General features: G+C 68.6%; 12 protein-coding genes. 7 read left to right on the top strand and 5 right to left on the bottom strand.

All coding sequences use genetic code 11. The annotated features are described in order from the left end of the window. Positions 1 to 645, top strand: a complete 645-nt coding sequence (locus VGC56_RS05210) for a YjbE family putative metal transport protein (protein ID WP_464123657.1) — start codon at positions 1 to 3, stop codon at positions 643 to 645. 119 nt (positions 646 to 764) lie between these two features. Here VGC56_RS05210 and VGC56_RS05205 read toward each other — a convergent pair whose 3' ends face one another. Together VGC56_RS05205 and VGC56_RS05200 are read right to left on the bottom strand one after the other, a co-directional pair. Then, complete coding sequence (locus tag VGC56_RS05205; protein WP_464123655.1) at positions 765 to 1745, bottom strand: quinone oxidoreductase family protein; 981 nt, start codon at positions 1743 to 1745, stop codon at positions 765 to 767. Beyond that, on the bottom strand, positions 1742 to 2455 hold the full coding sequence (locus tag VGC56_RS05200) for a dienelactone hydrolase family protein (protein WP_464123654.1): 714 nt from the start codon (positions 2453 to 2455) through the stop codon (positions 1742 to 1744). The genes VGC56_RS05205 and VGC56_RS05200 overlap by 4 nt, the downstream gene beginning before the upstream one ends. Positions 2456 to 2529: 74 nt before the next feature. On the opposite strand from VGC56_RS05200, the gene VGC56_RS05195 reads away from it, so the two are divergent. Genes VGC56_RS05195 through VGC56_RS05170 form a run of 6 tightly spaced genes read left to right on the top strand, consistent with a single transcriptional unit; the run spans position 2530 to position 8236 of the window. Beyond that, positions 2530 to 2766 (top strand): DUF6489 family protein, encoded by a 237-nt coding sequence (locus VGC56_RS05195; RefSeq protein WP_464123653.1) that lies wholly within the window; start codon positions 2530 to 2532, stop codon positions 2764 to 2766. Continuing rightward, positions 2756 to 4039 (top strand): tRNA uridine-5-carboxymethylaminomethyl(34) synthesis GTPase MnmE, encoded by a 1284-nt coding sequence (gene mnmE / locus VGC56_RS05190; protein ID WP_464123652.1) that lies wholly within the window; start codon positions 2756 to 2758, stop codon positions 4037 to 4039. The genes VGC56_RS05195 and mnmE overlap by 11 nt, the downstream gene beginning before the upstream one ends. 33 nt (positions 4040 to 4072) lie before the next feature. Then, the gene (gene mnmG / locus VGC56_RS05185) at positions 4073 to 5923 is read left to right on the top strand and encodes a tRNA uridine-5-carboxymethylaminomethyl(34) synthesis enzyme MnmG (protein WP_464123651.1); all 1851 of its coding nucleotides are present in this window, start codon (positions 4073 to 4075) and stop codon (positions 5921 to 5923) included. After that, positions 5923 to 6555 (top strand): 16S rRNA (guanine(527)-N(7))-methyltransferase RsmG, encoded by a 633-nt coding sequence (rsmG, locus tag VGC56_RS05180; RefSeq protein WP_464123650.1) that lies wholly within the window; start codon positions 5923 to 5925, stop codon positions 6553 to 6555. Before mnmG ends, rsmG begins: the two co-directional genes overlap by 1 nt. Beyond that, positions 6552 to 7331: a ParA family protein gene (locus VGC56_RS05175; protein ID WP_464123649.1), complete on the top strand. Its 780-nt coding sequence runs from the start codon at positions 6552 to 6554 to the stop codon at positions 7329 to 7331. The genes rsmG and VGC56_RS05175 overlap by 4 nt, the downstream gene beginning before the upstream one ends. Continuing rightward, positions 7328 to 8236 (top strand): ParB/RepB/Spo0J family partition protein, encoded by a 909-nt coding sequence (locus tag VGC56_RS05170; RefSeq protein ID WP_464123648.1) that lies wholly within the window; start codon positions 7328 to 7330, stop codon positions 8234 to 8236. The genes VGC56_RS05175 and VGC56_RS05170 overlap by 4 nt, the downstream gene beginning before the upstream one ends. 27 nt (positions 8237 to 8263) lie before the next feature. Here VGC56_RS05170 and holA read toward each other — a convergent pair whose 3' ends face one another. From holA to leuS, 3 genes are read right to left on the bottom strand one after another with little or no spacing between them, the layout of a single operon-like run. Beyond that, positions 8264 to 9286, bottom strand: a complete 1023-nt coding sequence (gene holA, locus VGC56_RS05165) for a DNA polymerase III subunit delta (protein ID WP_464123647.1) — start codon at positions 9284 to 9286, stop codon at positions 8264 to 8266. Further along, entirely contained in the window at positions 9283 to 9783 is a 501-nt protein-coding gene (gene lptE, locus VGC56_RS05160; protein WP_464123646.1) for an LPS assembly lipoprotein LptE, read from the bottom strand. The genes holA and lptE overlap by 4 nt, the downstream gene beginning before the upstream one ends. Next, a complete protein-coding gene (leuS, locus tag VGC56_RS05155) occupies positions 9780 to 12329 on the bottom strand; it encodes a leucine--tRNA ligase (RefSeq protein WP_464123645.1) in 2550 nt (849 codons plus the stop codon). Before leuS ends, lptE begins: the two co-directional genes overlap by 4 nt. Positions 12330 to 12345 lie beyond the last annotated feature (16 nt).

Below are 12345 nucleotides of genomic sequence, written 5' to 3'. Positions count from 1 at the left end.
ATGCTCGATTTCGCCGACATCTTCACCGCGGCCGGGCTGCTGACGCTCGGCCAGGTGATCCTGATCGACCTCACCATGGCGGGCGACAATGTCGTCATCATGGGTACGCTCACCTCCGGACTCCCCGGCAAGGAGCGGCGCAAGGTGATCATGCTCGGCGTCGGCATGGCGCTCATCTTCCTGATCGCCTTCGCCCTGGTCGCGACGCAGCTGCTCCGCATCACCGGCCTGCTGCTCGCCGGCGGGCTGCTGCTGCTCTGGGTGGCGTTCAACATGTACCGCGAGCTGCGGCCGCGGAGGGCGGTCGTCGAAGCGGACGATCCCGACACGGCGGCCGTGGAGGGGCCGCCGCGGAGCAAGACCTTCCTCCAGGCGGCGATCCAGGTCACCCTCGCCGACCTTTCGATGAGCCTCGACAACGTCCTCGCCGTCGCCGCCGCGGCGCGCGACCACCCGGCGGTCCTGTTCATCGGCCTCGCTTTATCGGTAACGATGATGGGGCTCGCGGCCAATCTCGTCGCCAAGCTGGTCCAGCGCTACCACTGGATCGCCTGGGGCGGCCTGCTGATGATCCTCTATGTCGCCGGCAAGATGATATGGGAGGGCCTCCACCAGTTCGGCCCCACCGCGGCGTTGCTCGCTTGACCAAGATCGTTTCAGGCTGACTCAGCCTGAAACGTGAATCTTGGTCTCACCATGAGTCGAGAGCCTGATTCACGCCATCGGCCGAAGCGCGAAGCGCTTCGACCTCAGACGATCAGGCTCTAGGGAATCAGCACCGTCGAGCCGGTGGTGGCACGCGATTCAATCGCCCGGTGCGCTTCGGCAGCGTCGCGGAGGGGGAAGCGGGCGCCGATGCGGATCTTGATGACGCCCTTCTCGATCAGTTCGAACAGTCGTGCGGCGGACGCGCGGATTTCTTCCGGGGTGCGGCAATAATCGGCGAGCGTCGGCCGGGTGACGAAGATCGAGCCGGCGCTGAGCAGGTCGAGCGGGGTGAACGGCGGGACGGGGCCCGACGCGTTGCCGTAGGTGACGATGAGGCCGCGGCGAGCCACCGAGCTTAGTGAGGCGGTCCAGCTGGCTTTGCCGACTCCATCTAGGACGATCGGCACGCCTTTGCCGTCAGTCAGCGCGCGGACTTCGGCGGCGAGCTCTTCCATCGGGCAGCAGAGGGCATGGTCGGCCCCCAATTCCTTCGCCAGTGCCGCCTTGCGGCTGTCGCCGGCATGGGCAATGACGACGGCGCCGAGATGCTTCAGCCACGGCACCAGGATCGAGCCGACACCTCCGGCCGCAGCGTGCACGAGCACCGTCTCATCGGGCTGCACGCGTGCGCAGCGTTCGACGAGATACTCCGCGGTGCAACCCTTCAGCATGGCCGCAGCAGCATCCTCGAAGGAGATCGCCTCCGGCAGCTTCACCAGCCGTTCGGCGTCCACCAGCCTGTGTGTCGCATAGGCTCCGAGAGAGCCCGAGAAGTAACCGACCCGGCCGCCGACACGAAACTCGTCGGCGCCCTCGCCGACGGCCTCGACCACACCGGCGCCTTCATTGCCGAGGCCGGTCGGAAGCGGCACCTTGTACAAGCCTGAACGGTGATAGGTATCGATGAAATTGAGCCCGATCGCTTCGTTTCGCACCAGCACTTGGCGCGGGCCTGGCGCTGGAATGGCGATCGGTTCCGACTGGAGGACCTCTGGTCCCCCGGTTTCGTGGAGGAGGAAGGCGTAAGGCTCCCTCACCCGATATGCTCCGCGAAAAACGCGTCGGTTCGCTCGTCCGCCAGCCGTGCCGCGGCGTCGCTCCTGCGCTTGCCGATCTCGGTGGCGAAGCCGTGGTCCTCGCCGGGATAGTCGTAGAGGGTGACGCGCGGATGCCCGTCGAGCGCTTCGTGCATCGCCTGCTGCTGCTCGGGGGGAACGAAATGGTCGGCCCCAGCGATGTGGAGGAGGAGCGGCTTGGCGATGGCGTTCTTCTCGTGGATGATGTTCGGCAGGCCTACGGCGTAATAGCCGACGCTGGCGTCAACGTCGGTGCGCGCCGCTGTCATGTAGGCGAGGCGGCCGCCGAGGCAGTAGCCGACCACCCCGACCTTGCCCGCTCTGTTAGCGTCGGCCGCGCTCAGCCGGCCACGGGCGGCGCGGATCGTCGCCTCGATGTCCTTCACGCCTTGGTCCTGGTCGAAGCGGCCCATCAGGTCGAGCGCGCACTTGAACTCAGGCTCGACGTCGGGATCCAGCTGGATGCCTGGCTCGAGGCGCCAGAAGAGGTCCGGCGCGATGGCGAGATAACCTTCCGCGGCGAACCGGTCGCACTTGCGGCGTATGCCTTGGTTGATCCCGAATATCTCCTGGATCACGACGATCGCGCCGCGGGGCGCTCCCTCCGGCTCTGCGACATAGGCATCGAAGCTGCCGTCGCCGTCGAGGGTTTCGATCCGCATCGTCGCCATGGGCTTCTCCTTGTCTCGGGCCGCGCTTCTATACAGATAGGGAGCGACCGCAACGCCTGAGGGAGACGAGCGCCATGAAAGTCACGATGGATGTCGATTGCACGCCGGAGGAGGCCCGCCGCTTCCTCGGCCTTCCCGATTTGACGCCGGTGCACCAGGCCTATGTTGAGCGGATGACGAAGGCGGTGACGGACGGCGTATCGCCGGAAGCCTATGCCGAACTCGCCCGCAGCTGGGGCCCGATGACCGAGACGGGAATGCAGATGTGGAAGTCGATGCTCGAGGGGATGAGCGGCCGGCGTGACGGCTGACACCATCTACGCTTTGTCCTCGGGCAGCCCGCCGGCGGCGATCGCCGTCGTCCGCATCAGTGGGCCGCGCGCGGAGGCGGCGTTGGTGGCGCTCGCCGGAAAGCTGCCGGAGCCACGGGTGGCGTCCCTGGCCCGCCTGAAGGACCCGGGCAGCGGCGAGGCTTTGGACAACGCGCTCCTGCTCCGTTTCCCCGGCCCGGCGAGCGCGACTGGCGAAGATGTCGCCGAGCTCCACCTCCATGGCGGGCGCGCCGTCGTCGCGGCCGTCTTGCGCGCTCTCGCCCGTCTGGAAGGCCTCCGTGAAGCGGTGCCCGGGGAATTCACCCGTCGGGCATTCGAGAATGGCCGCATTGACCTCGCCGAGGCCGAGGGCCTGGCCGACCTCCTTTCAGCCGAGACCGAGTCGCAGCGCCGCAATGCCATGGCCCTCGCCGGCGGTATCCTCAGCCGCCGCGTGGCAGGGTGGCAGGAGCGGCTGCTCATGCTCTCGGCGGAGATCGAAGCCGTTATCGACTTCTCCGACGAGGGCGAGGTTGGCGAAGGCATGCCGGAGGGCTGCGCTGCCGCGGCCGCAGCACTCGTCGCCGAGATGGAGGCGGCGCTGGCACGACCCCCTGCCGAGCGCCTGCGCGACGGCATCCGTCTGGTCATCGCCGGGCCGCCGAACGCTGGAAAGTCTAGCCTCCTCAACTGGTTGGCGGGGCGCCAGGCAGCGATCACATCGGCGATCGCCGGTACGACACGCGATTTGGTCGAGGCGCCAACGGCCATTGCCGGCACCCCCTTCCTGCTGGTCGACACCGCCGGCTTGCGCGACGCAGACAACGAAGTCGAGCGGATCGGCGTCGCACGGGCCCGCGAGACCCTGGGGGCTGCCGATCTCATTCTCTGGCTCGGCGCGCCGGCGGCGGCGCCGGACCCGGCGCGCGCTCTATGCGTCCAATCGAAAATCGACCTCGATCCAATCGACCCGGCGGCGGACGCCCATGTCTCGGCGGAGACAGGGGAGGGCATGGACGCCCTCGTCGCGCTGCTGATTGAACGCGCTCGCAATCTCCTGCCTACGGAAGGCGAGGTCTCCCTCAACACCCGCCAAGCCGCTGCCGTTACTGACGCCGCGGCTTCCCTGTCTGAGGCCGTCACCGGCGAAGATCCGATCATCGTCGCGGAGGCGCTCCGGCAAGCACGCCTGTCGCTGGACCGCGTGACGGGCCGCAGCGGCGTGGAGGAGATGCTCGACGCGCTGTTCGGGCGCTTCTGCATCGGCAAGTGACATGTTCCACGTGAAACATGTAAAGGCGCCGGCGTGAACGCGAACTTCGATATCATTGTTGTAGGCGGTGGCCACGCCGGCTGCGAGGCCGCGGCGGCCGCTGCGCGGATGGGCGCGAAGGTCGCCTTGGTGAGCTTCTCCCGCGAGCAGATCGGTGCGATGTCGTGCAACCCGGCCATTGGCGGCCTCGGCAAGGGACACCTCGTCCGGGAGGTCGACGCGTTTGACGGCCTCATCGCCCGCGCGGCCGATCACGCGGCGATCCACTACCGCATGCTCAATGCGAGCAAAGGCGCCGCCGTGCGTGGTCCCCGCGCTCAAGCGGACCGTCGGCGATACAAGGCGGCAGTCCGCGCAATCCTCGAGGCTGAGCCCGGCCTTACGATTGTCGAGGGCGAGGTCGGCGCGCTGCGTTTACGCGGCCGTTGCGTCGAAGGCGTTGAACTCGCCGACGGGCGGAGCGTCTCCGCCAGGGCGGTGATCCTCGCCACCGGGACCTTTCTCGGCGGGAAGCTTCACTTCGGTCTGAGCAGCTGTGCGGGCGGACGGGTAGGCGAGCGTGCGGCCACCAAGCTCGCCCATCAGCTCCGGTCCCTGGATCTGCCGCTGGCACGGCTGAAGACCGGCACGCCGCCGCGGATCGATGGCCGCACAATCGATTGGGCCGCTCTCGACCGCCAGGAGAGCGACGCGGCCCCCTGGACGATGTCGCCGGTGACGGCTGCACGGCCCGCGCCACAACTCTTCTGTGCCATCACGCGGACCAATGCGCGGACCCATGACCTTATCCGCGCCAGCCTGGACCGGTCCCCCCTCTTCGCCGGCGAGATCATGGGGACCGGGCCGCGCTATTGCCCTTCGATCGAGGACAAGGTTCATCGCTTTGGCGACCGGGACGGGCACCAGGTCTTCCTCGAGCCTGAGGGTCTCGACGATGTGGCCGTCTACCCCAACGGCATCTCCACCTCGCTGCCGGAAGACGTTCAGCGCGCCTTCGTACGGACGATGGCGGGGCTCGAGAGAGCGGAAATCCTCCAGCCCGGCTACGCGGTGGAATACGACCATGTCGACCCGCGGATCCTCGACGCCACGCTCGCCGTGCGGGATGTGGAGGGGCTGTACCTCGCAGGTCAGATCAACGGCACGACCGGCTATGAAGAGGCGGCGGCGCAAGGCCTCGTCGCAGGCCTCAACGCTGCCGCTTGGGCGGCTGGTCAGGCTCCGATCCTGCTCGACCGCAGCGAGAGCTATATCGGGGTGATGATCGACGACTTGGTCCTGCAGGGCGTCACCGAGCCTTATCGGATGCTCACCTCGCGCGCCGAGTTCCGCCTCCGCCTCCGCGCCGACAATGCCGAAGCCCGCCTGACTCCAAAGGCGATCGTGGCCGGCTGCGTCTCGCCGAAACGGAGGCGCCACTACGCTGAGCGTACGGGGGGGCGGGGGCGTATTGAGGCCCTGCTGGCTTCACCCTTCACGGCGGCGGAATTGAAGGCGCACGGTGTCTCCGCACGTGATGACGGCATCCGCCGACCCGCGGCGGAGTGGCTGCGCTTTCCGGAACTGGACCAACCGGCGTTGATCCGCGTCCTCCCCGAATTGGCGGCCGCACCCACCGCTCTGCTGGAGGAGGCGATCGAGGATCATCGCTATGCGCCCTACGTGGAGCGGCAGCAGGCGGAGGTGTCACGCCTGCGCAGCGACGACGCGGTGCGCCTTCCGGCCGGGCTCGATTATGCCGCCATACCGGGTCTCTCCAACGAAATGGTCGAGCGACTTTCGCGGGCGCTGCCGGACACCCTGGGAGCGGCGGGTCGGATTCGTGGCGTTACGCCCGCGGCGCTGGCGGCGGTACTGGTGCATGCCCGGCGCAGGGCTGCCTGATGACGGAGGACGAGGCGCGGGACGCGCTGGATGTTCCACGTGAAACAATCGCTCGGCTTGAGGCTTTCGCGGCCCTGCTGCGTGAGGAGAATGAACGGCAGAACCTCGTGTCGCGGGCCTCTCTCGACCATTTGTGGGACCGCCATATTCTCGACTCAGCTCAGCTCCTACGGTTTGTGCCGGGAGATGCTGAGACCTGGCTCGACCTCGGCACGGGGGCCGGGTTCCCGGGGCTGATCGCCGCGCTGCTTCACCCGGCGCGGGTGACCCTGATCGAGGCGCGGAAGTTGCGTACCGAGTTCCTGGTGCGCGCTGCGGCTGTGCTGGGCGTGACGCAGAAGGTGGAGATCGTCTGCGGAAGGGCAGAGGCCCTTCCGGAGCAGCGTTTCGATGTGATCAGCGCCCGGGCCTTCGCCCCGTTGGAAAAGCTGCTCTCCATCGGGAGTCGGTTTTCCACGGATGAGACTTTGTGGGTGCTGCCGAAGGGCCGAAACGCAAAGACGGAACTGGAAGCGGCCCGTGCTTCATGGCAGGGTGTGTTTCGTATCGAGCACAGCCTCACCGACCCGGATGCCGGCATCCTCGTCGCGACGGGCGTCCACCGCCGAGGGAAGGGAAACAGGCGCCGATGATCCGGATCGCCGTGGCGAACCAGAAAGGCGGCGTCGGCAAGACGACGACGGCGATCAACCTCGCCACCGCGCTTGCCGCCACCGGGTGGCGGGTGCTGCTGATCGACCTCGACCCCCAGGGCAATGCCTCGACGGGCCTGGGCATCACCCATGCGCAGCGGGGGCTCTCAAGTTACGACGTGCTGACCGGCCAGTGCGGGGCGGAGGAAGCCGTCATCCCGACGCGGGTGCCGCGGCTCGACCTCGTCCCGGCGACCGTCGATCTCTCCGGGGCCGAGATCGAATTGGTGGCGCTGGAGGAGCGGACGCACCGGCTGGACCACGCTTTGGCCGCGGTTGCCGCGCGATGGGACGTGTGTCTTATCGATTGCCCGCCGAGCCTCGGCCTTCTCACCATTAACGCGCTGGTCGCCGCGGAGTCGATCCTAGTCCCGCTGCAGACGGAATTCTTTGCGCTGGAAGGACTTAGTCAGCTCCTCCAGACGATCGAGCGGATCCGGGCGCGCTTCAATCCGGAGCTGTCGATCCTCGGCGTCGCGCTCACCATGTTCGACCGTCGCAACAACCTCTCCTCACAGGTCGCCGACGATGTCCGCGCCTGCCTGGGCAAGGTCGTGTTCGAGACGGTGATCCCGCGCAACGTCCGCCTTTCGGAGGCGCCCAGCCATGGCATTCCGGCTTTGATCTACGACCATCGCTGCCCGGGCTCCGAAGCTTATATGCAGCTGGCGCGTGAGCTGATCGGGCGGCTGCCCAAACCGGCGGCGGCGGCATGAGCGACGACGCACCCGCCGCCCGCAAGCGCCCCTCCGGCCTCGGCCGCGGCCTCTCGTCCCTCTTGGGCGAGGTGGCACAGGAGGCGCCCGTTTCGACCGGAGGCAGCGCGGCCGCCGCGCCGCGCGGCGGCATCCAGATGATGCCAGTCTCCTCGATCGAGCCGCACCTCGGCCAGCCGCGCCGCCATTTCGACGAGGCGGCGCTGGCGGAGCTCGCCGAGTCCATCCAGGTGCGCGGGCTCATCCAGCCGATCGTCGTGCGCCCGCACGGCCATCGCTTCCAGATCGTCGCCGGCGAGCGGCGGTGGCGGGCGGCCCAGCGGGCGCGGCTGCACGAAGTGCCGGTCATCGTACGCGAATTCTCGGATTCCGAGACGCTCGAGGTGGCGCTGCTGGAGAACATCCAGCGCCGGGACTTGAATGCGATCGAGGAGGCGGAAGCCTATAGCCGCCTGATGGCCGAGTTCGGCCACACCCAGGAGGATCTGGCGAAGCTCGTCCACAAGTCGCGCAGCCACATCGCCAACCTTTTGAGATTGCTCGACCTTCCGGACAGCGTACGGGCGCTGGTGGTCACTGGCGAACTCAGCATGGGACATGCGCGGGCGCTGGTGACGGCACTCGATCCGGAGGCGGTGGCGAAGGACGTCGTCGCCCGCGGCCTCTCCGTTCGCGAGACTGAGAAGCGCGCCAAGTTCGGCAAGCCCGGCCGCGAGCGCCAGCCCAAGCTCGAATATAAGGGCGCCAGCGCCGACATCGACGCGCTCGAGCGGCAATTGGGCGATATGCTCGGCCTCAAGGTCCAGATCGCGCACAAGCCCACCGGCGGCACGGTGGCGCTGCATTATTCGACGCTCGACCAGCTCGACATGATCTGCCAGCGGCTCAGCGGCGAGAAGATCTAGCTCCCGCCCTCATAAGCGGCGGCGCTGTCAGCGGAGGCGCGCGGCCTGGCGGCAGATGGCGAAGAGTTCCTCGTCGACCGCGGTCGGACCTAGGCCGCCGGACGCCTTGAGCTGGCGTTCGGCGTCCACGAGGCGGGCCACGCTCTTGGCGAGAAGGTCCGAACGCCAACGGCCCAGTTGCCGCGTCACCGCCGGCTTTTCCTTCCAGAACAAGGACTTGCCATGTGACGCCATGACGGCGTCGGCGCTCGATCCCACCTCCACCTGCGCGCGCATGCGGGCGAGGAGGCTCATCCGGCGCAGGACGGCGCGGATCAGCGGCACGCCTTCTATGCCCTGGCTCGACAGGCGGAGGAGCTCGGCCTGCAACAGGGTCGCGTCGCCGCTGCCGACGCTGTCGACGAGGCGGCTGAGATCGCCTTCCTCGGCGGCGGCACCGAGTGCGTCCAGTGCGTCATGGTCGAGTTCGCGCGGCCGCTCGGGCGCTGCGTCGAGATAGGCGGCGAACTTCGCCAGTTCCTGGGCAAGGACGGCGCGGTTGCCGGCGCAGGCGTCGGCGAGGCGGCGGGCGACGTCGGGGCGGACGATGAGCCCCTCGCTGCGCGCCAGATCCGCCGCCAGCCGCTCCGCATCCTGCCCCTCCGGCGCGTAGCTGGCGAAGGCGAGGGCGTCAGGCCGCGCCAGCGCAAGCTTGAGAAGCTTCGACGCCGGCTTCAGCGCCCCCGCAACCAGCACCACCGGATTGCCGGCTGCGGGCGCTTCGAGCAGCGCCTCGACGGCGGCGAGGGTCTCGTCCCCCGCGGGATCGACGAAGATGTAGCGGGCGCCGCCGAACAGCGAGATCGACGCCGCCTCGTCGGCGAGGCGGGCGGGATCCCCGCGCAGCTCGGAGCCCGCCAGGTCCACCCGCTCCGCCTCAGCCCCCATGGCGTTCGCGAGAAGCTTCGCCAGCGCCCGCGAGCCGCTGTCGTCGGGGCCGTAGACAAGGAAGAAGCGCTGCTCGCCGGGGTTGCGGAGGGCGCGCTCGATCTGCGCCCGGTTCGCCTTCACTGCGCCGGGCCGCCTTGGTTGCGGGCGTAGAGGGCGAGGCGGGTGACGATCTGGTCGGCGATCAACGGCGCCAGCCGCTCCAGCGCAGTCTGCTCGGCGGCGACGGTGGCATATTCGGAGGAGACCACGTCGATGCCGACGTCGGAGCCGGCGGTGGCGTCGAGGACGACCGTGCCCCGCGCCTGCTCGATCAGCTTGTAGCGCGCCCGCAGCGTCCGCCGCTCCCGCGTCGGGGCGTCGTCGGCGCGGATGCCGAAGGCGGTGATATTGTCGTCGAGCAGCACTTCCAGCCGGTAGCGCGCGCTCCCGCCCGGGCGGCCGCCGAGACGGTCCTCCAAGGCGGTGCGGACGAGCCAGCCGGTCTTGCCCTCGATCGGCGCCACCGCCACCGAGCGGAGCGACTGCGCAATCGGACCGGCGCCGCCGCCGGCGTAGAGCGGGCGCAGGCCGCAGCCGGGCAGCGCGAGGACGAGGCTCAAGGCGAGGAGCCGCTTCATGCGACGATGTTCACGAGCCGGTCGGGCACGACGATCACCTTGCGCGGCGCCTTGCCTTCGAGCTGGCGGACGATCTTGTCGGAGCTCAAGGCCATCGCTTCGAGCCGTTCCTTCCCGGCCCCCTTGGGCGCGGTGAGCGTGTCGCGCAGCTTGCCGTTGACCTGCACGGCGATGGTCACCTCGTCCTCGATGAGCAAGGCCGGATCCGCGTCCGGCCAGGGCGCATCGGCAACCAGGCCTTCCTTGCCCATCCCCGCCCAAGCCTGCTCGGCGAGGTGCGGGACCATTGGCGCGGCGAGCCGGACCATCGCCTCGACCGCCGCGCTCCGCGCCGGCGACGGCGCCGCCTTCTCGACGGCGCTGGCGAGTTCGTAGAGGTTGGCCACGGCCTTGTTGAACGACAGGCTCTCGATATTGGTCCCGACCGCCGCGATCGTCTGGTGGAGCTTGCGGGTCAGCGGCTTGTCGTCGCCGGTCTCTTCCTCGCGGCCCAGCCACGAGGAGGCGCCGCGGCCCGATTCCTCGTCGGCGAGCCGCCACAGCCGCTGGACGAAGCGCCACGCCCCCTGGATTCCGGCCTCGCTCCATTCGAGGTCGCGCTCCGGCGGGCTGTCGGACAGCATGAACCACCGCACCGCGTCGGCGCCGTACTGGTCGACGATCGGCTCCGGATCGACCGTGTTGCGCTTCGACTTGGACATCTTCTCGATGCGGCCGAGCTCGACTGGCGCGCCCGTGGCGGCGACGACGAAGCCGCCGTCTTTTTTCTCGACCTCCTCCGGCGACAGCCAGCCGTCCGGCCCGCGATAGGTTTCGTGCGTGACCATCCCTTGCGTGAACAGCCCCTGGAACGGCTCGGCGATGTCGAGACGGCCGATCCGCTGCAGAGCGCGGGTCCAGAAGCGGGCATAGAGGAGGTGGAGAATGGCGTGCTCGACGCCGCCGATATATTGGCCGACGGGCAGCCACCGCTCCGCCTCGGCGCGATCGAACGGCTTGTCCTTGGGCTGGCTGGCGAAGCGGATGAAATACCAGCTGCTGTCGACGAACGTGTCGAGCGTATCGGTCTCCCGCCGCCCCGGCCCGCCGCAGCTTGGGCAGTCGACATGCGCCCAGGTCGGATGCCGGTCGAGCGGGTTGCCGGGTATGTCGAAGCTGACGTCGTCGGGAAGCACCACCGGCAGCTGCTCGCGCGGGACCGGCACGGCGCCGCATGCCTCGCAATGGACGATCGGGATCGGCGTTCCCCAATAACGCTGGCGGGAGACGCCCCAGTCGCGCAGCCGCCAGACCGTCGTGCCCTGGCCCCAATCCTCGTCCTCGGCTCGGGCGATCACGGCGCGGATGCCCTCCTCGGCGGTCAGCCCGTCGAGAAAGTCCGAATTCACCAGGCGACCGGGCCCAGTATAGGCCTCCTCGCCGACCGGCTCGGCAGCTTCCTCGGGCGTCGGCGCGACGACACGGGTGACGGGGAGGCCGTATTTGCGGGCGAAATCGAGGTCGCGCTGATCGTGCGCCGGGCAGCCGAAGATGGCGCCGGTGCCATAGTCCATCAGCACGAAGTTCGCGACGTAGAGCGGCAGCTTCCACGAGGCGTCGAACGGGTGGAGGACCTTGAGGCCGGTATCGAAGCCCTTCTTCTCCGCCGTCTCCAGCTCCGCCGCCGTGGTGCCGCCTCGCTTGCACTCGTCGATGAAGGCGGCGAGCGCCGGGTCGTGCTCGGCAAGCTCCGTCGCGATCGGATGGTCGGCCGCAATCGCCGCGAAGCTCGCGCCGAAGATCGTGTCCGGCCGGGTGGTGAACACGTCGAAGCCGGTCATCCCGGGCAGATGGGAGGCGAGTTCGAAGCGGAAGCGCAGGCCTTGGCTCTTGCCGATCCAGTTCTCCTGCATCAGCCGCACCTTGTCCGGCCATTGGTCGAGCGTGCCGAGGCCGTCGAGAAGCTCCTCGGCGAAATCGGTGATCTTGAGGAACCACTGGCTGAGCTTGCGCCGCTCGACCAGGGCGCCCGAGCGCCAGCCGCGGCCGTCGATGACCTGCTCGTTGGCGAGCACGGTCATGTCGACCGGGTCCCAATTCACCTCGCTCTGCTTGCGGTAGACCAAACCCGCCTCGAACAGATCGAGGAACAGCGCCTGCTCATGGCCGTAATAAGCCGGATCGCAGGTCGCCAGCTCGCGGCTCCAGTCCAGCGCGAAGCCAAGCCGCTTCAGCTGCGCCCGCATCGTGTCGATGTTCGACCAGGTCCAGGCGCCGGGATGGACCTTCTTCTCCATCGCCGCATTCTCGGCCGGCATGCCGAAGGCGTCCCAGCCCATCGGGTGGAGGACCTCGAATCCCTTCATCCGCCGGTAGCGGGCGAGCACGTCGCCCATCGTGTAGTTGCGGACGTGGCCCATGTGGATGCGCCCCGACGGATAGGGGAACATCTCCAGGACGTAGGAGCGGGGCTTGGCGCTGGTGTCGGAGGCGTGGAAGGTCCCCCGATCCTCCCAGACCTTCTGCCAGTGCGCGTCGGCCTCCAGCGGGTTGAAGCGCGCAGCCATGCGGGAAAACCTCTCC

Origin of the sequence: Allosphingosinicella sp., assembly GCF_036403745.1 — a bacterium.
Taxonomy (GTDB): domain Bacteria; phylum Pseudomonadota; class Alphaproteobacteria; order Sphingomonadales; family Sphingomonadaceae; genus Allosphingosinicella.
The sequence above is the reverse complement of the archived record's forward strand: the minus strand, read 5'-3'. Positions and strand labels throughout refer to the sequence as shown.